15 protein-coding genes are annotated in these 19,030 nt (G+C 60.0%); 8 read left to right on the top strand and 7 right to left on the bottom strand.

Annotated features, from left to right (window positions below; genetic code table 11):
- Positions 1 to 87: 87 nt before the first annotated feature.
- The 4 genes from GNF76_RS10405 to GNF76_RS10390 all read right to left on the bottom strand — a co-directional run bounded on the left by GNF76_RS10405 (position 88) and on the right by GNF76_RS10390 (position 5,032).
- Positions 88 to 1,758 carry a bifunctional protein-serine/threonine kinase/phosphatase gene (locus GNF76_RS10405; protein ID WP_155583077.1) on the bottom strand — a complete coding sequence of 557 codons (1,671 nt, stop codon included), beginning with the start codon at positions 1,756 to 1,758 and terminating at the stop codon, positions 88 to 90.
- Positions 1,758 to 2,969, bottom strand: coding sequence for a nitrate/nitrite transporter (locus GNF76_RS10400; RefSeq protein ID WP_155583076.1), 1,212 nt, complete (start codon positions 2,967 to 2,969; stop codon positions 1,758 to 1,760). Before GNF76_RS10400 ends, GNF76_RS10405 begins: the two co-directional genes overlap by 1 nt.
- Positions 2,970 to 3,214: 245 nt before the next feature.
- Positions 3,215 to 3,790, bottom strand: a complete 576-nt coding sequence (locus GNF76_RS10395) for an ANTAR domain-containing response regulator (protein WP_155583075.1) — start codon at positions 3,788 to 3,790, stop codon at positions 3,215 to 3,217.
- A gap of 15 nt (positions 3,791 to 3,805) precedes the next feature.
- On the bottom strand, positions 3,806 to 5,032 hold the full coding sequence (locus tag GNF76_RS10390) for a CmpA/NrtA family ABC transporter substrate-binding protein (protein ID WP_155583074.1): 1,227 nt from the start codon (positions 5,030 to 5,032) through the stop codon (positions 3,806 to 3,808).
- Positions 5,033 to 5,353: 321 nt separating this feature from the next.
- On the opposite strand from GNF76_RS10390, the gene sctC reads away from it, so the two are divergent.
- The 4 genes from sctC to GNF76_RS10370 all read left to right on the top strand — a co-directional run bounded on the left by sctC (position 5,354) and on the right by GNF76_RS10370 (position 8,919).
- Entirely contained in the window at positions 5,354 to 6,772 is a 1,419-nt protein-coding gene (sctC, locus tag GNF76_RS10385; RefSeq protein WP_246211894.1) for a type III secretion system outer membrane ring subunit SctC, read from the top strand.
- A gap of 157 nt (positions 6,773 to 6,929) precedes the next feature.
- Positions 6,930 to 7,340, top strand: a complete 411-nt coding sequence (locus GNF76_RS10380) for a winged helix-turn-helix domain-containing protein (RefSeq protein ID WP_155583072.1) — start codon at positions 6,930 to 6,932, stop codon at positions 7,338 to 7,340.
- Position 7,341: 1 nt separating this feature from the next.
- On the top strand, positions 7,342 to 7,806 hold the full coding sequence (locus tag GNF76_RS10375) for a transglycosylase SLT domain-containing protein (protein WP_155583071.1): 465 nt from the start codon (positions 7,342 to 7,344) through the stop codon (positions 7,804 to 7,806).
- Positions 7,807 to 7,896: 90 nt separating this feature from the next.
- Positions 7,897 to 8,919 carry a quinone-dependent dihydroorotate dehydrogenase gene (locus tag GNF76_RS10370; RefSeq protein WP_155583070.1) on the top strand — a complete coding sequence of 341 codons (1,023 nt, stop codon included), beginning with the start codon at positions 7,897 to 7,899 and terminating at the stop codon, positions 8,917 to 8,919.
- Positions 8,920 to 9,038: 119 nt separating this feature from the next.
- Here the strand turns inward: GNF76_RS10370 and rmf are convergent, their stop codons facing one another.
- A complete protein-coding gene (gene rmf / locus GNF76_RS10365) occupies positions 9,039 to 9,254 on the bottom strand; it encodes a ribosome modulation factor (RefSeq protein WP_002553055.1) in 216 nt (71 codons plus the stop codon).
- Positions 9,255 to 9,784: 530 nt separating this feature from the next.
- On the opposite strand from rmf, the gene rlmKL reads away from it, so the two are divergent.
- Complete coding sequence (rlmKL, locus tag GNF76_RS10360; protein ID WP_155583069.1) at positions 9,785 to 12,049, top strand: bifunctional 23S rRNA (guanine(2069)-N(7))-methyltransferase RlmK/23S rRNA (guanine(2445)-N(2))-methyltransferase RlmL; 2,265 nt, start codon at positions 9,785 to 9,787, stop codon at positions 12,047 to 12,049.
- A gap of 141 nt (positions 12,050 to 12,190) precedes the next feature.
- Positions 12,191 to 14,590, top strand: coding sequence for a sensor domain-containing diguanylate cyclase (locus tag GNF76_RS10355; protein ID WP_155583068.1), 2,400 nt, complete (start codon positions 12,191 to 12,193; stop codon positions 14,588 to 14,590).
- Between the two features lie 42 nt (positions 14,591 to 14,632).
- Here the strand turns inward: GNF76_RS10355 and dacB are convergent, their stop codons facing one another.
- A complete protein-coding gene (gene dacB / locus GNF76_RS10350) occupies positions 14,633 to 16,093 on the bottom strand; it encodes a D-alanyl-D-alanine carboxypeptidase/D-alanyl-D-alanine endopeptidase (RefSeq protein ID WP_155583067.1) in 1,461 nt (486 codons plus the stop codon).
- Positions 16,094 to 16,331: 238 nt separating this feature from the next.
- Here dacB and GNF76_RS10345 point away from each other — a divergent pair, with 238 nt between their 5' ends.
- A complete protein-coding gene (locus tag GNF76_RS10345; RefSeq protein WP_155583066.1) occupies positions 16,332 to 16,676 on the top strand; it encodes a YggL family protein in 345 nt (114 codons plus the stop codon).
- A gap of 55 nt (positions 16,677 to 16,731) precedes the next feature.
- Here GNF76_RS10345 and GNF76_RS10340 read toward each other — a convergent pair whose 3' ends face one another.
- A complete protein-coding gene (locus GNF76_RS10340) occupies positions 16,732 to 17,922 on the bottom strand; it encodes a benzoate/H(+) symporter BenE family transporter (RefSeq protein WP_155583065.1) in 1,191 nt (396 codons plus the stop codon).
- Between the two features lie 224 nt (positions 17,923 to 18,146).
- On the opposite strand from GNF76_RS10340, the gene GNF76_RS10335 reads away from it, so the two are divergent.
- Positions 18,147 to 18,911: a GntR family transcriptional regulator gene (locus tag GNF76_RS10335; RefSeq protein WP_017134778.1), complete on the top strand. Its 765-nt coding sequence runs from the start codon at positions 18,147 to 18,149 to the stop codon at positions 18,909 to 18,911.
- The last annotated feature ends 119 nt before the right edge of the window (positions 18,912 to 19,030 follow it).

Raw genomic sequence — 19,030 nt, 5'->3', positions numbered from 1 at the left:
TGAAAGAACTAATGCAGTGGTTGTGCCAAGTGAGGTGATGCCCGGGTTTGTTGGCCATGTGGCGAAAGGTTCGGGAGATTTCGCCCCTTAGCGGTGCAACAGCCAGTACAGCAGCACCAGATTGATCAACATCGATGCCACTGCCAGGGTCCGCCAGACCTTGAGCGGTTCTCGTTCGAGCAGCGGCTTGGGGTGCAGGCTCAACTCACGACGCTCGGCCTGTTCCAGTACCAGCAACCATTCCTCGGCGGTTTCATAACGATGTTCAGGCTGGGCGGCTACTGCCCGTTCCAGGCTCTGTTGCAGCCAGTCGGGCAAGTCAGGCCGATATCGACTGGCGCTGACAGGTAGGGTGAACCTGGGTCGTTGGAAAGCCTCGATTTCGCCGTAGGGATAGTGCCCGGTCAGCAGGTAATACAAGGTCACGCCGATGCTATACAGATCCTGCTGCGGTGTAGGAGGTTCTCCATTGAAGGCCTCGGGGGCGATGAAACTCGGGGTACCCGGCAACAAGTGGGCACGGTCTTCGGAAAGTCCCGGGCAGTAGGCGAGGCCGAAATCCAGGACCCGCAGCTCACCATCGTCTCCCAGCAGCAGGTTCTCGGGTTTGATATCGCGGTGCAGGATTTGCCTGCGGTGCAACAACCCCACCGCACGCAGTAAACGTTCGGCCAGGAACTGCCATTGCGCCAGGGGTAATGGGCCATGTCGCTTGAACCGTTCGGCAAGGGTCTGGCCCGCATATTCGCGCATCACGTAGTACAAATGCTGACGGCTGCTAGCAGGGTGGACTTCAGGAAACGCTCGCCCGGCGACCCGGCGCAGAAACCATTCCTCCGACAACAGGGCCTGGGCGGCCTGGGTGTCATCGTCGTGGTTGGTCGGCAAGGTCTTCAGCAGCCAGGGCTGTTGCTGGGCATCGCGTACGCGGTAAAGCAGGGACTGCCGACTTTGCCCCAGCACGGCTTCTACCTGCCAGCCCTCAAAGCGCTGCCCGGCTTTCAAGGCGGGCGGCAAGGGCCATTGGCGCAACTGTACCAGGGCATCGCCGAGGGTGGCGGCGCCGAGTTGGTCGATGCGCACCAGCAGGGCGCTGGCATTGTCTTGGCTGCCCGCCAGATGCGCGGCACTGACCAGCGTGTTCACGGCGAGGTCCAGGTCTGCCTGTTCCCGCAGGATGGCGCTGATGCTGTGATCGCCCAACGTCGCCCAGACACCATCACTGAGCAGCAAAAAACACTCGCCCTCACGCAGCTCACCGTCGAGAAAATCCACCACCAGATGCTGATCCAGACCCAGGGCACGCTTGAGCACATGCTGCATACCCGGTTGTTCCCAGACATGTTCTTCACTGATGCGCTGCAAGTCGCCGTCCAGCCAACGGTAGACCCGGCAGTCGCCGACATGGGCCAGGGTGAAGCGCTGCCCGCGAAACACCAGTGCACTGAGGGTGGTCAGCAGCGGCAGGCCGCCACCGTTGGCTTGCAGCCAGCGGTTCTGTGCCAGCAGCAAGCGATCCAGGGCCTGGGCCACGCCCCAGGTTTGCGGCGTGGCATAGTAGTCCAGCGCCAGGGCTTGCAAGGTCGAGCGGGCAGCGAGGCCGCCATCGGCGCATTGGCTGACACCGTCGGCGATCGCACACAAATAGCCTTTGCTGGCAGCCAACTCAGGGGCGGGGGTCACCAGGCGCAAGGCGTCCTGGTTTTCCGCTCGCGGGCCAGTGGCACTGGCCTGGGCGACACTCAGCTGCAGGCTCATCAGACCCGTGCAGCGGTGACAGCCGCCGAGCCCCATGTGGTTCTCCAGCGTCGCTTGACCCCATGCAAGCCGAACCAGGCCAGTACGCCGAGGCTGGCAAACAGCCAAAGTGCGAGCTGATAGCTGCCGGTGCTTTGCTTGATCGCGCCCATGCCCGCCGCCAGCGCGAAACCGCCGATGCCACCTGCCATGCCGATCAGACCGGTCATTACACCGATCTCCCGACGAAAGCGTTGGGGCACCAGTTGGAAGACCGCACCGTTACCGGCACCCAGGCCAAGCATGGTGCAGACGAAAAGCGCCAGGGCAGCGTAGGAACTTGGCAGGTTGAATCCCACTGCCGCAATGCAGATCGCCGCGACGCTGTACATGCCGAGCAAGGTGCGAATACCACCGAACCGGTCAGCCAGCGCGCCGCCCAGCGGCCGCATCAAGCTGCCACCAAACACGCAGGCGGCGGTGTAGTAACCGGCGATGACCGGGCTCAAACCGTATTGGTCATTGAAGTAGCCGGGCAGGGCGCTGGCCAGGCCGATAAAACCACCGAAGGTCACGCTATAGAAGAACATGAACCACCAGCTGTCACGGTCGCCGAGGGCCTTGAAGTAGTCGGCCATGGACTTGGCTTTTGGCCTCTCAGGCGCGTTGCGGGCCAGCCAGGTGAAAACGATCAGGGTCAGGATCAGCGGAATCAAGGCGAAGCCGAACACATTGCTCCAGCCAAACGCGGCCGCGAGCACCGGCGCCAGAAGGGCTGCAAACACCGTCCCGGAGTTGCCGGCACCGGCAATGCCCATGGCCTTGCCCTGGTGCTCGGCGGGGTACCACTGGGACGCCAGGGGCAGGGCGACGGCAAAGGAGGCGCCGGCCATGCCGAGGAACATCCCCAGCAGCAACGCTTGTTCATAACTGTGAATGCCCAGTTTCCAGGCGACGAACAAGGCCACAATGACAATGACCTGGCCAATCAGCCCGGCGGTCTTGGGTGACAGCTTGTCTGCCAGCATGCCCATCAGAAACCGCAGGACGGCGCCCGCGAGGATCGGTGTTGCCACCACCAGGCCGCGCTGCTGGGTGGTCAGGTGCAGGTCGGCGGCGATCTGTACTGCTAACGGGCCGAGCAGGTACCAGACCATGAAACTCAGGTCGAAATACAGGAATGCGGCAAACAAGGTCGGGGTGTGACCGGATTTCCAAAAGCTTGATTTCATCACGCACCTCAGCGGTAAGGGAGCTGGTAAGAAGGCCTTGTGATGGAACGGCTGGCTAAGGCCGCCCCACCGACCCCAAGCTATGGGGCCAAAACGAAAAAACGCCGCCACCGGGTTCGCGAGGACAAACCGGGTGTGCGACGTCTTTGTCGTGGAGGGGCAACCGCCGTTGGCTACCTGTGGTGATTGTGTAGCAAGACCTGAGCCAATATCGGGTGTACCTCGGCAGCGGCTACACGGGCTTTTCAGCCCAGCAACTCGCTCATGGCAATAATCTGCTCTGCCACCTGGATCAGCTTCTGCTGCCGGCTCATGGCCTGGCGGCGCATTAGGGTGTAGGCCTCTTCCTCATTGCAGTCCTTCATTTTCATTAATAGGCCCTTGGCCAGCTCGATGCGCTTGCGCTCTGCCAACTGCTGGTCCCGGGCCTGCAACTGTGCGCGCAGGGCCTGGTCGCTTTCGAAGCGGGCCATGGCTACGTCGAGGATCGGTTGCAGGCGCTGGGCCTGGATGCCTTCGACAATGTAGGCACTGACCCCGGATTTGATTGCCTGGCGCATCACCACCGGGTCGTGCTCATCGGTAAACATTACTATGGGCCGTGGCTGGTCGCGGCTGACCAGCACCACCTGCTCCATCACATCGCGTCCCGGTGACTCGGTATCGATCAGGATCACGTCCGGGCGCACTGTTTCGACCCGTGCCGGCAAGTCGATGGTCAGCCCGGATTCGTCGATGACCTCAAACCCGGCCTCGGTCAGCGCTGCCTTGAGGCGCCCGACTTTGCGCGGGGTGTCGTTGATCAGCAGGATTCGCAACATAAGGTCAGACTCCTGTCAGCGCCGGGCGAGTTGCGCGGCAGTGTCGGCCATGGCATGCAGGCGGAAGCTGCGGGCATAACCGGCCGGGTCCGAACCGTCCCAGAGCTTTCCGTCGATCAACTGGCTGCTGCGCATCTCCTGGCCCCAGGCGGCGACGCCCACGGCGGTTGCCGCCTCGCGATAGACCTCCAGTTGCTGCACCCGACGGGCGACGCCGAGGTAGTCCGGGTCTTCGCGCAACAAGCCCCAGCGGCGGAACTGGGTCATGAACCACATGCCGTCGGACAGATAAGGCAGATTGACCTCGCCGTCGCCATGAAAGCGTAGGGCATGAGGGTCTTGCCAGTGGTTGCCCAGGCCGTCGTCATAGTCCCCCAACAGACGCGGCTCGATGCAATCGAGTGGGGCATCAAGGTAGTCCCGGGCGCTGAGCAGTTGCGCCGTGGAGCGACGGTTTTCAGGGCTTTCTTCGATAAAACGACTGGCCTCCAGAATTGCCATCACCAGCACGCGGGCGGTGTTGGGGTATTGCTCGACAAAGGCTTGAGTGCAGCCGAGCACTTTTTCCGGATGATCCGGCCAGATGGTCTGGGTGGTGGTCAGGGTGAAGCCCTGGTTTTGCTTCACTGCACTGGCGCACCATGGCTCGCCGACGCAAAACCCATCAATTCTTCCGGCTTGCAGGTGCGCGACCATTTGCGGCGGTGGCACCACCACACTCTCAACATCGTGCAACGGGTGGATGCCCTGGCTGGCCAGCCAGTAATACAGCCACATGGCGTGAGTGCCTGTGGGAAAGGTCTGAGCGAAGGTGAGTTTTGTTCGGCTTTGGTGCACGTGGCGATCCAGCGCCTCAGGACTGGTCACCCCCTGCTGCTGCAGGCCGTGCGACAGGTTGATGCTTTGGCCATTTTGGTTCAGGCCCATCAGTACCGCCATGTCGGTGGGGGCGACACCGCCAATGCCCAGATGCACGGCGTAGATCAGCCCATACAGACTGTGGGCGGCATCCAATTCGCCGCTGACCAGTTTGTCCCGCAAATTGGCCCAGGACGACTGACGCTTGAGGTTCAGGGTCAAGCCATAGGGCTGGGCGAAGCCCTGGGTGGCCGCGACCACCAACGAGGCGCAGTCGGTCAAGGCCATGAAGCCCAGGTCAAGACTGCTCTTTTCCGGGGCATCACTGCCGTTGACCCAGGCCAGGGGATTGCTCGCCTGGGTATTGCCCGCCGAATCACTCATCAATGCCTACCTTTTTCAGCAAAAAAGCGTCGTTCCTTCAAGTGGCTATGCAAGCCGCTGGAGGGTAACGACGCCTTTGTCCTTGAGCCTGCTCCGTCGTTGGAGAGGGCTGTGATAAACAAGTCAAAGCAAGGCACATGCCACGGGCGTCGAGTACTGGGTGCAACGTCAACTTTTAATCAGGATTGAAAGCTCAGTGGCTTTCACTATGGCCGCTTCTTCATGCCAGGCCACGCAGGAAAACCCGTCGTGTACCGTGATCAACTTGCAGCGATTTACCGCCACGTGTCCTTGCGACGTTGTTGGCTCTGTTGGCTGCTGATGCTGGGCAGCACACCGGTCCTCGGCGAGGTTTATCAGGCCCGGGATGAAAACCTGCACACGTTCTTTACCGCGTTGTCGGTGTCATTGGGTCAGCCCATTGTTGTCAGCCCGGCGATTGCTCGCAAGCACATCTCCGGAACGTTCGATTTCGGCTCGGCACAGCGGACTTTGGAGGCTACGGCGCTCCAGCAAGGCTTGATCTGGTACAGCGACGGGCAGGTGCTCCACCTCTATGACGCCAGTGAGGCGAAAAGCTCGGTGGTTGCGTTACGCCACATCTCGGTCGACATGCTGCGCGGGTTCATGCGGCGTTCAGGGCTCAGCGAGGCGCGCTATCCCTTGCGCGAGGGCGGGACGCGAATGTTTTATGTTTCGGGGCCTGCGAACTATGTCGATCAGGTATTACGCCTGGCTCAGCTTATGGATCGGCAGCGTGAAGAGTTGCGCATGGGAACACAGAAAATCGGGGTGGTGCAGGTACTCAACACGCATGTCGCCGACCGTCAGTACGCCATGGGAGACCAGCAGGTCAACGTACCGGGCATGGCCTCGATGATCGAAAAACTGTTGGCTGGCGAACAGAAGAAGACCTCCCCGTTACCGTCAGGGCTGCTGGCCGATAAGAACATCGCGGTAATGGCGTATCCCGACACGAACAGCCTGTTGATCAAGGGGAAACCGGAGCAGGTACGCTTTATCGAGAGCCTCGTGGCAGAGCTGGATGTGCCCAAGCGGTTGGTGGAAGTGTCGCTGTGGCTGGTAGACGTGGACCGCGATGAGCTCAAGAAAATAGGCATGCAAGTGCGCCAGAAGTCTAAGTCCGAGGACGTGGCGCCCTTTGCTACTCGGGCTCTGGCACCCCTTGAAGATAACGCGTTCATGAACCGAATCACGGCATTGGAGCGGCGGCGCCTGGCGAAAGTGGTGACGCTGCCCGTCATCCTGACTCAGGAGAATGTCCCGGCGGTCTTTCATGACAACCAGACCTTCTATCTACCTCGGCCGGGGACTGACAGCGATGAGTGGCAGCCGGTTACTTACGGTACTCAGGTCAGTGTTCTACCGCGCTTTGCCGAGGCCAATGAAATCGAGATGTTGCTCACCATCGAGGATGGTCGCCAGTTGGGCAAGCCCCGCCATGGAGATAAACCGTTGGCAGCGGTGGGGCATATCGGGATCAATACCGTGGTGCGCGTGACCCAGGGTGATCGGTTGTGGGTCGGTGATTTTCCGCGCGCTGCCAATGGTGCAGCGCGTGGCGCGGCGTTCGGGCTGATAGCCAATGGTGTGCGTTTGTTTGTGATCCAGGCCAAGGCTGTGGGAGATATCAGTATCGGGCCAGGGCATTCGCCACCCTTGGCGCCATCCCAGTATCAGCGTGTGAAGCGCGCGTTTCTTCGTTCAACCGAACTGTGAGGAAACGTCTTACACGTCTTGTCCAGTAACTCTCCAGGTTATGGGCTTTTGCCTACGGTAGAACGTCGGGGCGATTTCTATAGTTGCTGAATGTCTGGCAGACCCGTGCTGAGCACCGGGGAGCCTCGAATATCGGTTGGTAAGTACAGAGGTTTGAATGGACGATGTAGCTGAGGGTATGGCACCTGCGTCCGTGATTTTCGGCCGCTGGACGTTGCATGGCGATGGCAGGCTGACAGGCGCTTGTGCGGATATTCAGTTACCTCCCAAGGAGTGTCAGGTGTTGCGCTTGCTGCTTGCATCGGCCGGTGTGCTGGTGACCAAGGATCATTTGCTGGAACGGGCCTGGCCCTCTGGCGAAGTCGCCGAGGAGTCACTGACCCGCTGTATCTATTCACTGCGTAAACACCTGAGGGACGACAAGGGGTTTATCAAGACAATCTATGGCAGGGGCTACCGCTTTACCTGCCCGGTAGACGTGGCGTGTGTGGCTGATCGCGTACCTGCGACATCCCCTATGGTTCACGTCTGTTCGACCTGTGGGCAGGTGAGCCGTTGGGAGTCCTGAATTGAGAAGGGCCTGGTGCAAAGGGTGGCTGGTGATAACCCTGGTCGTGGCCAGCGAAGCCAAGGCATATTGCTGGGCCGAGGTGGCCAGCCAATATGACCTCGAGCCGGAGCTGTTACAGGCCATAGCGGCCGTGGAGTCTGGCTATCGAGCCGACGCCATGAATTACAGCAACAACAATGGCACCCGTGATATCGGGTTGATGCAGATCAACAGCATTCATCTGCCACGGTTGCTCAAGGAGGGGATTACTGAACAGCGGTTGCTGAATGAGCCTTGCTTGTCAGTGGCCGTGGGAGCATCGATTCTTGCCGACTTTATCAAGCGGTTTGGCTACAACTGGACAGCGGTGGGTTCTTACAATGTGGGTGCCGGCTCAGGGCCGCAACGTGACGCATTGCGTGTCCGCTATGCACAAAAAATCTGGGCGCGGTATGAAGAGTTGATGGCGTTGCGTAACGGATGATCGGATTGTCTGTGCGCCGTGCTTCGCCTGGACCCTTCACCCGGCTATAATCGCGGCCACTTTTCGCCGCCACCCGAGTCAAACCCGCCCATGTATACCCTGGCCCGCCAGCTGTTGTTCAAACTCTCTCCGGAAACCTCCCACGATCTGTCCCTGGACCTGATCGGCGCAGGTGGCCGCCTGGGGCTCAATGGCCTGGTATGCAAGGCTCCGGTCCAGATGCCGGTGTCAGTGATGGGGCTCGACTTTCCCAATCCGGTAGGGCTGGCCGCCGGTTTGGACAAGAACGGTGCGGCTATCGACGGCTTTGCGCAGTTGGGTTTCGGCTTTGTCGAAATCGGCACCGTCACGCCTCGACCGCAACCGGGCAATCCAAAGCCGCGGATTTTTCGTCTGCCGGAAGCCGAAGCCATCATCAATCGGATGGGCTTCAACAACCTGGGGCTCGATCACATGCTGTCGCGGGTTCAGGCGGCGAAGTACAACGGTATTCTGGGCATCAATATTGGCAAGAACTTCGACACGCCGGTGGAGCGTGCCGTGGATGATTACCTGATCTGCCTGGACAAGGTCTACGCTCACGCCAGCTATGTCACGGTCAATGTCAGCTCGCCCAATACCCCGGGCCTGCGCAGCCTGCAGTTCGGTGACTCCCTCAAGCAACTGCTCGAAGCCTTGCGCCAACGCCGGGAAGAGTTGGCCGTGCGTCACGGCAAGCGGGTTCCGCTGGCAATCAAGATTGCTCCGGACATGAGCGATGAAGAAACCGTACTGGTTGCCCAGGCCCTGATGGCTTCAGGAATGGATGCGGTCATTGCCACCAATACCACCTTGAGCCGTGCTGGTGTGGAAGGCCTGGCCCACGCTGATGAGGCGGGTGGTCTTTCCGGTGCGCCATTGCGCGAGCAGAACACCCATATCGTCAGGGTTCTGGCCGCTGAGTTGGCAGGGCGTTTGCCGATCATTGCCGTGGGTGGCATCACTGAAGGTAAGCACGCAGCCGAGAAAATCGCTGCCGGGGCCAGCCTGGTGCAGTTGTATTCCGGCTTTATCTACAAGGGCCCGGCGTTGATTCGCCAGTCGGTGGATGCCATAGCCGCCTTGCCAAAATAAAGGTGGCATAAAAAAGGGCTCCTCGAAGGAGCCCCTGGGCCGAAGCCCGCCGCCCGGATGGGGCGTGCGTGGTTAAGTCGTTACGTATTCGTGATGGTGTCGGAATTAAATGCCCTTGATTAGCCGACGGCGTGAAGTTCGTTGAGTCTGTGGATTCCCGCAGTGCCAGTCATACCGTCCCAGTTGTCGCCGCGTCCTTCTCGCCAGCCGTTGATCCAGGCTTGGCGTACCGACGGTAGAGTAAATGGGCAAAGCTCACGGGATTTGCCATGAACGCCATATTGATATCCGCGTAAAAATGCTCTTTCCAACGGATCACGCTTAAGTCTTCTCATAGGGTGTTTCCCTCACTTGTTGACTGTCTTGATATCCTTCGGCCTCGTCCGAGGCCGGGCAGAGTTTTTCTGCCGTTGGTGCGCTCGCTGCCGGCGTGGCGAGCACTGTGTCGGCGCCGTTACGACGCCAACCTGTGTTGAGTTCTAACCAATAGGTCACATGGATTCAATGATCGTTTTGTCATAAGGACGTAACGATAATGCTGGTATAGCCATAAGCTGGGGTGGCTTTTCGCCCCTTTTATTGGGCAAAGCCAGCTATGATGTGCCCTGCAAAGAGGATGAGTTAAATCCTTTAGTGAGAATGCCCGCCCGTTGCAGTCGGTTATTATTCGACGAAGGGTCTGAATATTTCTTTTTGTTGCATCAACTACACGATCTGCCCCGTCAACAAAGGCTCAAAGGGCCAGCAGCCGGGGTGGAACGGCACATTCGTGCCACACGAGCGCTCTTCAAGAAAAGCGCTTGATTGAAAACCGAGCCGGCGATGCGTTGCCCGTTCACTTATTGCTGAAAAGCCTGGAATTCCCATGTCGGATCGTTACGAACTCTTCCTCACTTGCCCCAAGGGCCTCGAAGGCCTGCTGATCGAGGAGGCCGTCGGGCTTGGCCTTGAGGAAGCACGCGAGCACACCTCGGCCGTGCGCGGCCTGGCTGACATGGAAACCGCCTATCGCCTGTGCCTTTGGTCGCGCTTGGCCAACCGTGTGTTGCTGGTGCTCAAGCGCTTCCCGATGAAGGACGCCGAAGACCTCTACCACGGCGTGCTGGACATCGAGTGGGCAGACCACATGGTTGCCGACGGCACCCTGGCGGTGGAATTCAGCGGCCATGGTTCGGGCATCGACAACACTCACTTCGGCGCGCTGAAGGTCAAGGATGCGATTGTCGACAAGCTGCGCACCCCGACCGGCGAACGCCCGTCCATCGACAAGATCAACCCGGACCTGCGCATTCACCTGCGCCTGGACCGTGGCGAGGCGATCCTGTCCCTCGACCTCTCCGGCCACAGCCTGCACCAGCGCGGTTACCGCCTGCAGCAGGGCGCCGCACCACTCAAGGAAAACCTGGCTGCGGCAATCCTGATTCGCTCCGGCTGGCCGCGCCTTGCCGCTGAAGGCGGCGCGCTCACGGACCCAATGTGTGGCGTCGGTACCTTCCTGGTGGAAGGCGCGATGATCGCCGCTGATATGGCCCCCAACCTCAACCGCGAGCAGTGGGGCTTCACCGCTTGGCTGGGCCACGTTCCGGCTCTGTGGAAGAAGCTTCACACTGAGGCCAGCGAACGTGCCGCTATCGGTATGGCCAAGCCGCCGTTGTGGGTTCGTGGTTATGAGGCCGATCCACGGTTGATTCAGCCAGCTCGCAATAACATCGAGCGTGCTGGTCTGAGCCACTGGATCAAGGTGTATCAGGGCGAAGTCGGCACCTTCGAACCGCGCCCGGACCAGAACCAGAAAGGCCTGGTGATCTGCAACCCACCTTATGGTGAGCGTCTGGGTGATGAAGCCAGTCTGTTGTACCTCTACCAGAACCTCGGTGAGCGCTTGCGCCAGGCCTGTCTGGGTTGGGAGGCGGCGGTATTCACCGGTGCCCCGGACCTGGGCAAGCGCATGGGCATCCGCAGCCACAAACAGTATTCGTTCTGGAACGGCGCTTTGCCGTGCAAGTTGCTGCTGATCAAGGTCACGCCGGATCAGTTCGTCACGGGCGAGCGTCGTACCCCTGAGCAGCGTCAGGCAGAACGTGAGCAAGCGGCCTACGACCAGGCCCCGACTGAGCCGCAAGAGCGTCAGTACAACAAGAACGGTAACCCGATCAAGCCGGCACCGGCTCCGGTGGTCGAGCAGGCACGCTTGAGCGAAGGCGGGCAGATGTTCGCCAACCGTTTGCAGAAAAACCTGAAGCTGTTGGGCAAGTGGGCCAAGCGTGAAGGCGTCGATTGCTACCGCGTCTACGATGCCGACATGCCGGAATATTCCATGGCCATCGACCTGTACCACGATTGGGTCCACGTCCAGGAATACGCCGCACCTAAATCCATCGATCCGGAAAAAGCCTCGGCGCGCATGTTCGACGCCCTGGCAGCGATTCCCCAGGCGCTGGGCATCGACAAGAGCCGCGTGGTGGTCAAGCGCCGCGAGCGTCAGAGCGGCACCAAGCAGTACGAGCGTCAGAGCGCCCAGGGCAAGTTCACCGAGGTCAGCGAGGGCGGCGTGAAGCTGCTGGTCAACCTGACGGATTATCTGGATACCGGCCTGTTCCTCGATCACCGCCCAATGCGCATGCGCATCCAGAAAGAAGCAGCCGGCAAGCGTTTCCTCAATCTGTATTGCTACACCGCCACCGCCAGTGTGCACGCAGCCAAGGGTGGCGCGCGCAGCACCACCAGCGTCGACTTGTCGAAAACCTACCTTGACTGGGCACGCCGCAACTTCTCCCTCAACGGTTTCTCGGATAAAAACCGTTTGGAGCAGGGTGACGTGATGGCGTGGCTGGAAGCGAGTCGCGATGAGTTCGACATGATCTTCATCGACCCGCCGACTTTCTCCAACTCCAAGCGCATGGAAGGCATCTTCGACGTGCAGCGTGACCACGTACAGCTGCTTGACCTGGCCATGGCCCGCCTGGCACCGGGCGGTGTGTTGTACTTCTCCAACAACTTCCGCAAGTTCCAGCTGGAAGACAACCTCAGCCAGCGTTATGCGGTTGAGGAAATCAGCGATAAAACCATCGACCCGGATTTTGCGCGCAATGCCAAGATCCATCGGGCCTGGAAAATCACCGCCCGCTGATCGGCACCCCTCTGAAGCCGCGAGCCTGGAATATTCCGGGCTCGCGGCTTTTTTTGCGCTGGTCAAACCGACCCCCTGTGGCTATAACTTAGGGTCCAGCCAAAGTGACGTCCCGGCACACTGGCGCTTTGAGTGTTGCCTATGTCGCTGCATGCCGTGCGCCCGAAAATCCTTGGCTTTATCAATGAGCAGGCGTCGGCGTGGCTGGTGGCATTGGCGGTGTTTCTGGCAGGCGTGGCGCTGACGGTCATTGCTGCGTGGGCAGCCTCCGATCTCTATCAACAGCAGGTTCGCCAGCGGTTTCAGTTGCTGGTCAACGAACGCTACAGCCGTCTTCAGGAGCGTTTCGAAGACCAGGAGCAACGCCTGGGCAGCTTGCGGCGTTTTTTCGTCAACTCCCACTTGGTTTCCCACACAGAGTTCGATGGTTTCGCACAGCCCTTGCTGCTGCGTACTCGCGCCTATGCGTGGGCGCCGCGAATTTTTCGTGATCAACGCAAGGCATTTGAACAACAGGCGACCGTCCAGCGTGGTTTTCCGTTCGCCATTCGTGAGTTGAATGAGACGGGTGAGCTGGTGCCAGCCACTGAGCGCGATGAGTATGTGCCGGTGCTGTACAGCCAGACTCAAAGTCTCCTTGGGTCACCCCTGGGGTTTGACCTGTTGGCCCAGCCCCTGCGTCGCTCGACGCTCGAACGGGCGCAAAAAACAGGCAAGATGGCGGTTTCTCAACCCATGCAATTGGTCGGCGTGGAGCCGGCCTATGCCATGGGCGTCTTGCTGGTGGCGCCGGTCAGTCACGCAGCCACTGCGCAAACGCCCCAAAGCGAGCCCTACGGTTACGTGATGGCAGTGATCAGCATGCGTCAGTTAGTGGCCGACGGTTTACCCAAGCCGGACCGGGATAACCTTGTGGTACAGATTGTCGACACCTCCGATACGCAGCAACGGGTGCTCTACGAGTCCAGCAACGCCTTGGCCCGGAGCAGCCTGGAGGCGACACGTCGATTGACCCTGGGTGATCACGTCTATGCCTTGACGCTGCGCCCCAGCCAGGTGTTCGAGAGTGTCAATCACTCTTCGGTGATCGGCATCCTGAGCATGGGCAGCCTGCTTAGCTTGTTGCTCAGCGCCTTGCTCTACGTGTTGGTCAGCCAACGCCAGCGCGCCCTGAAGCTGGTGGAGCAGCGCACCGGTCAGTTGCGCCAACGGGAGCAGGAGCTGCGCAGCGCCCACGGCCAATTGCGCAGTGTGCTGAACGCCGCTACCCAGGTGGCGATCATTGCCACCGACTTGCGTGGGGTCATCAATACCTTCAATGCAGGGGCTGAGCAGATGCTGGGTTTTGAGGCCGATCAGGCAGTGGGCCACTTGACCCTCGAAAGCCTGCACCTGGCCCCCGAGCTTGAAGCGCGAGCCGCGCAGTTGAGCCAGGCACTCGGCAAGCCCATCGCGCCGAGTCAGGCGATGTTGGTGGAAGGCGGTGACCCTGTACATGAGGCCCGGGAGTGGACCCTGGTGCGCAAGGACGGCAGCCAGTTAACGGTGAATATGCTGGCGACGACGTTGCTGGATGACCATGGCCTGTGGATTGGTCACCTGGCGATCTGCCTGGATGTCACCGAGCAAAAACGTGCCTATGAGGCGCTGGCAGCGCGGGATCGATTGTTGAAAAAACTCAGTGCCCATGTTCCCGGCGGCATCTTTCAGTTCACGCTGGAGCCCCAGGACAACTGGCGATTTATCTACGCCAGCGATGGCATTCGTGACATCTATGAACTTGAACCCGGGCTGTTGCAGCTGGATGCGAAACAAGTTTTTGAACGCATTCATCCCCAGGACGTCGAACGGGTCCGCGCGTCTATCCGCTTGTCAGCGTTGCGATTGAGTCACTGGCGTGAAGAGTACCGCGTGCAATTGCCTCAACGAGGGCTGCGCTGGGTCCGTGGCGAGGCCACACCGGAAGAGCTGCCGGGCGGCGGTACGTTATGGCATGGCTATGTGTCTGATATTTCCGACCTGAAGCGGGTCGAGGAAGAGCTACGGGCACTGTCCATCACTGACTCCCTGACGGGGATTCATAACCGACGCTACTTCCAGGACCGCCTGCGGACCGAGATGATCAGGGTTAAGCGGACCTCGGGAGCGTTGGCGGTGATCATGTTCGATATTGATCACTTCAAGCGCATCAATGACCAGCATGGGCACGCAGTGGGTGATGGCGTGTTGCAAGAGGTGTGTCGGCGGATCGGCCAGCGTTTGCGTCGCACTGATGTGTTCTGCCGCCTGGGGGGCGAGGAGTTTATGGTGTTGTGCCCCAACACTGACGGTGCTCAGGCTCGCAGCCTGGCGTTGGAGCTGTGGCAAGCGTTGCGCAGCGCGCCAATGGAGCGCGTGGGTACCGTGACAGCCAGCTTCGGGGTTGCCAGTTGGCGGGTCGATGAAGGCGAAGACAGTTTGTTGCTGCGCGCGGATTCGGGGGTGTATGCGGCCAAGCAGGCAGGCAGGGATCGGGTGCAGGAGGAACGGTTACCGGCTTGATGACAGCCTTGCAGGAGCCAGGCCCCTGCAAGGCTACAGGACTTACAGAACCGGGGCAGCCACTGCCAGCTTTGGCTGGCGATACAGGTCCAGTAGCACCTGGTCCAGCACCGATGAGGCGCCCCACGGCTTCGGATCGTTGAGAATCGCCACTACTGCCCAGGTGTTGCCGTTGTTGTCGCGGCTGAAGCCGGCAATCGCCCGGACCGTGTTCAGGGTACCGGTCTTGACATGAGCTTCACCGCGCAACGCTGTGGTTTTCAGGCGTTTGCGCATGGTGCCGTCCATCCCGGAGATCGGTAGCGAACTGATGTATTCAGCCGCATACGGGCTTCTCCAGGCTGCTTGTAGCATGGCCGCCATCTCCCGGGCGCTGACACGCTCGGCACGGGACAGGCCGGAACCATTCTCCATCACCAGATGCGGCGCGGTGATGCCTTTTTTCGCCAGCCACTGACGCACGACACGCTGGGCAGCCTTGGCATCGTCGCCATCGGCATCGGTGCGGTATTGCGCGCCGAGGCTGAGGAACAGCTGCTGGGCCATGGTGTTGTTACTGTATTTGTTGATATCGCGGATGATCTCCGCCAGGTCCGGGGAGAACGCACGGGCCAGGACCTTGGCGTCCTTGGGCACCGGGGCCTGGATGTCGCGGCCCTGGATGCTGCCGCCCAGTTCTTTCCAGATCGCTCGCACCGCTCCGGCGGTGTAGGTGGCGTGGTCCAGCAAGGACAGATAGGTCTGAGAGCTGCAGCCATCACCCAATTGACCATTGACGGTCACCGTGACACTGCCATCGGCGGCGGTCACTGGGTTGTAGCGAACGTCACCCGTGCACTGTTTGCTGTTGACCACCTTGACCTGATTGTCGATATGAATGCTGGCAATCGGTGGCTCCACCGAAATCAACACCTTGCCCGAGTCGTTGCGGGCCACAAAGCGCAAGGCCTTGAGGTTGACCAACAGAGCATCCGGCTTGACCAGGAAGGGTTTGTTGGCGTCGTTGCCGTCGTCGTTGAATTCCGGTAATTGCGGCTGGACGAAGAAATTGCGGTCCAGGACCAGGTCGCCGGTGACTTGCTGCACGCCATTGGCCCGCAGGTCACGCATCAGCAGCCAGAGTTTTTCCATGTTCAGCTTGGGGTCGCCACCGCCCTTGAGGTACAGATTACCGCGCAGCACGCCGCCACTCAGGGTGCCGTCGGTGTAGAACTCGGTTTTCCACTGGTGGTTGGGGCCGAGCATTTCCAGGGCGGCGTAGGTGGTGACCAGTTTCATGGTCGACGCCGGGTTGACCGACACATCGGCATTGAACACGGTAGGTGTGCCTGGGCCGTTGAGGGGAATCATCACCAGGGACAGGGCATTGTTTTGCAACTTGGCCTTCTGCAGGGCTTCCTGGACTTTGGGGGGCAGACTGGTATTGACGGGAGCGGCAGCGACGGAGAAAGCCAGGGGAAGAAGAACACTGGCGAGCAACAATGGACGCAAAGATTTGATCATAAGTAATGAAACCCTGCTGCTGAGTAGGGTGAAAAAAGGCGAGGGGTATATAAGAAAAATCCCTCAGTGGTCACGAAAGTGTCGGCATTATGCCCCAAGCTTGATGCACTTGTGCCTGAACGATAGCTGCTAATCGCGGTTTTTTTTACTCGCCATGCACCGCCCATCCCAGAGAGTCGGGCAAAGGCCTGCTTAAACTGCTAAAGTGCCGCCCGTTATTACTTATGAGGATTGTTCCATGGCGACTAACCGTTCCCAGCGTCTGCGCAAAAAACTGTGCGTTGATGAATTTCAAGAGCTGGGCTTCGAGCTGAACCTGGATTTCAACGAAGGTTTGGACGACAAGGCTATCGACGCTTTCCTCGACGCATTCCTGAAAGAAGCGATGGAGGCTAATGGCCTCGGCTATGTGGGCGGCGATGACTACGGTCTGGTTTGCCTGCAGAAGCGCGGCTCGGTCAGCGAAGAACAGCGTGTTGCTGTTGAAGCCTGGCTCAAAGCCCGTAGCGAGCTGAAAAGCGTTGAAGCCAGCCCGCTGATGGACGTCTGGTACCCGGAAAAGCCGATCAATCCGGTAGCCTGATGTCATGAAAAAGCGACCCGCCCGGGTCGCTTTTTCGTTATGGCGTCTTAAAGAGTCAGGCCTTGCGCCAGTTCAGAATCACCAGCGTCAACACCCCCGCGACAATCCCCCAGAACGCCGAGCCGATGGAAAACAACGTCAACCCCGACGCGGTGACCATAAAGGTGATCAGTGCTGCTTCACGCTCCTTGGGCTCATTCATGGCAATACTCAGGCCATTGATGATCGAGCCAAACAACGCCAGTGCCGCAATCGACAGCACCAGTTCCTTGGGCAGGGCCGCGAACAAGGCCGCCAGGGTGGCGCCAAATACCCCGGCAATTGCGTAGAAGATCCCGCACCAGACCGCCGCCGTGTAGCGCTTGTTGCGATCCTCATGGGCATGGGGCCCGGTGCAGATCGCCGCGCTGATGGCCGCCAGGTTGATGCCGTGGGAGCCGAACGGCGCCAGCACCAGCGAGGCCAGGCCGGTGGTGGTGATCAGGGGCGAGGCCGGCACGTTGTAGCCATCGGCCCGCAGTACCGCGATTCCCGGCATGTTTTGCGAGGTCATCGCCACCACGAACAGCGGAATGCCGATGCTGATGGTCGCGGCCAGGGAGAAGTGCGGCGTGGTCCACACGGGGGTCGCCACTTCCAGGTGGAAACCACTGAAATCCAGCAGTCCCATCAGGCCGGACAAGGCCGTGCCGATCAGCAACGCTGCCAGCACCGCATAGCGCGGCGACAGGCGTTTGACCACCAGGTAGGTAAAGAACATTCCCAGCACCAGCGCTGTTCGGTGTTGTGCGGCGACGAAGATTTCGCTGCCGATCTTGAACAGAATCCCCGCCAGCAACGCCGCCGCCAAGGACGCCGGGATGCGTTTGACCAGTTTTTCAAAGCTGCCGGTGAGCCCGCAGATCGTCACCAGCACCGCGCAGGTGATGTAGGCGCCGATGGCCTCACCGTAGCTCACGCCGCCCAGACTTGTGATCAGCAGCGCTGCGCCGGGTGTAGACCAGGCGATGGTGATTGGCGTGCGATAGCGCAGGGACAGGCCGATGCTGCACACCGCCATGCCGATGGAAATCGCCCAGATCCACGATGAAATCTGCGCCGTGGTCAGGCCGGCGGCCTGTCCGGCCTGGAACATCAGTACCAGGGAGCTGGTATAGCCGGTCATCATGGCAATGAAGCCGGCGACGATAGCCGAAGGCGAGGTATCGGCCAGTGGGCGCAGTGGCGCCTGAGTCGCGTCGGTCATGGGGCAGTGTTCCTTTGTGCCTGGGGCTTATTGTCAGATTCAAGCCTAAACTCAAACGTAACGACTCATTGCAATACAGCCGGCGCTGCAAACAGCCGTACAGTCGTGTTGGCGCAACGGGTTGTGTACAATGTGCTCTGTTTTTACGCGATACTTGCCAGCGACCCTCAATACCGTATTACAGTCAACGTCAATTCGCCGCCGTTCTCCCGACCCGAGTGCCCATGAACGAACAGTTGCAACCCCTCAAGAAACAGCCGCGAGCCGGTAAGGCCGGTCGCAGTGGAACCCAGGACGATATCGTCTACGCGCATATCTTCGAGGCGATCCTTGAACAACGCCTGGCGCCCGGTACCAAATTGAGTGAAGAAGCACTGGGCGAAATCTTCGGCGTGAGCCGCACCATCATTCGCCGGGCATTGTCGCGCCTGGCCCATGAAGGCGTGGTGTTGCTGCGGCCCAATCGTGGTGCGGTCGTGGCCAGCCCGAGTGTCGAGGAGGCCCGCCAGGTGTTCCTCGCCCGGCGTCTGGTGGAACGTGCGATCACTGAATTGGCGGTGCAGCATGCCACAGCCGAACAGTTGGCCGAGTTGCGCCAGATGGTCAATGACGAGCGTGACAGCTTCTCCCGAGGTGATCGCGGGGCCGGTATCCGGCTTTCCGGCGAGTTCCACCTGAAGCTGGCCGAGGCGGCGAAGAACGCACCACTGATCAGCTTCCAGCGCAGCCTGGTGTCCCAGACTTCGTTGATCATCGCCCAGTACGAAAGTGGCAACCGCTCCCACTGCTCCTACGATGAGCACACCCAACTGATCGACGCCATCGAGGCGCGGGATGCGACGTTGGCCGTGAACCTGATGATGCACCACATGGATCACATCGACAGCAAGCTCAACCTCGATGAGGAAAGCGCGTCGGATGACCTGCATGCGGTGTTCTCGCATCTGTTGCAGACCAAGAAGCCGGGGCGGTCGTCTGTAAAACTGTAAACCCCGATCAAAAATGTGGGAGCTGGCTTGCCTGCGATAGCATCACCTCGGTTCAACTGAATGACCGAGGTGTCTGCATCGCAGGCAAGCCAGCTCCCACATTTGTTTTGCGGCGTCTG

The organism is Pseudomonas spelaei, from assembly GCF_009724245.1.
Taxonomy (GTDB): domain Bacteria; phylum Pseudomonadota; class Gammaproteobacteria; order Pseudomonadales; family Pseudomonadaceae; genus Aquipseudomonas; species Aquipseudomonas spelaei.
This window is presented reverse-complemented; position numbering and strand designations above follow the sequence as displayed.

Excerpts from the sequence above, each read along its gene's own strand:
- GNF76_RS10405 (WP_155583077.1), bottom strand. The coding sequence starts at position 1,758 with ATGAGCCTGCAGCTGAGTGTCGCCCAGGCCAGTGCCACTGGCCCGCGA.
- GNF76_RS10400 (WP_155583076.1), bottom strand. The coding sequence starts at position 2,969 with ATGAAATCAAGCTTTTGGAAATCCGGTCACACCCCGACCTTGTTTGCC.
- GNF76_RS10395 (WP_155583075.1), bottom strand. The coding sequence starts at position 3,790 with ATGTTGCGAATCCTGCTGATCAACGACACCCCGCGCAAAGTCGGGCGC.
- GNF76_RS10390 (WP_155583074.1), bottom strand. The coding sequence starts at position 5,032 with ATGAGTGATTCGGCGGGCAATACCCAGGCGAGCAATCCCCTGGCCTGG.
- sctC (WP_246211894.1), top strand. The coding sequence starts at position 5,354 with ATGCTGGGCAGCACACCGGTCCTCGGCGAGGTTTATCAGGCCCGGGAT.
- GNF76_RS10380 (WP_155583072.1), top strand. The coding sequence starts at position 6,930 with ATGGACGATGTAGCTGAGGGTATGGCACCTGCGTCCGTGATTTTCGGC.
- GNF76_RS10370 (WP_155583070.1), top strand. The coding sequence starts at position 7,897 with ATGTATACCCTGGCCCGCCAGCTGTTGTTCAAACTCTCTCCGGAAACC.
- rmf (WP_002553055.1), bottom strand. The coding sequence starts at position 9,254 with ATGAGAAGACTTAAGCGTGATCCGTTGGAAAGAGCATTTTTACGCGGA.
- rlmKL (WP_155583069.1), top strand. The coding sequence starts at position 9,785 with ATGTCGGATCGTTACGAACTCTTCCTCACTTGCCCCAAGGGCCTCGAA.
- GNF76_RS10355 (WP_155583068.1), top strand. The coding sequence starts at position 12,191 with ATGTCGCTGCATGCCGTGCGCCCGAAAATCCTTGGCTTTATCAATGAG.
- dacB (WP_155583067.1), bottom strand. The coding sequence starts at position 16,093 with ATGATCAAATCTTTGCGTCCATTGTTGCTCGCCAGTGTTCTTCTTCCC.
- GNF76_RS10345 (WP_155583066.1), top strand. The coding sequence starts at position 16,332 with ATGGCGACTAACCGTTCCCAGCGTCTGCGCAAAAAACTGTGCGTTGAT.
- GNF76_RS10340 (WP_155583065.1), bottom strand. The coding sequence starts at position 17,922 with ATGACCGACGCGACTCAGGCGCCACTGCGCCCACTGGCCGATACCTCG.
- GNF76_RS10335 (WP_017134778.1), top strand. The coding sequence starts at position 18,147 with ATGAACGAACAGTTGCAACCCCTCAAGAAACAGCCGCGAGCCGGTAAG.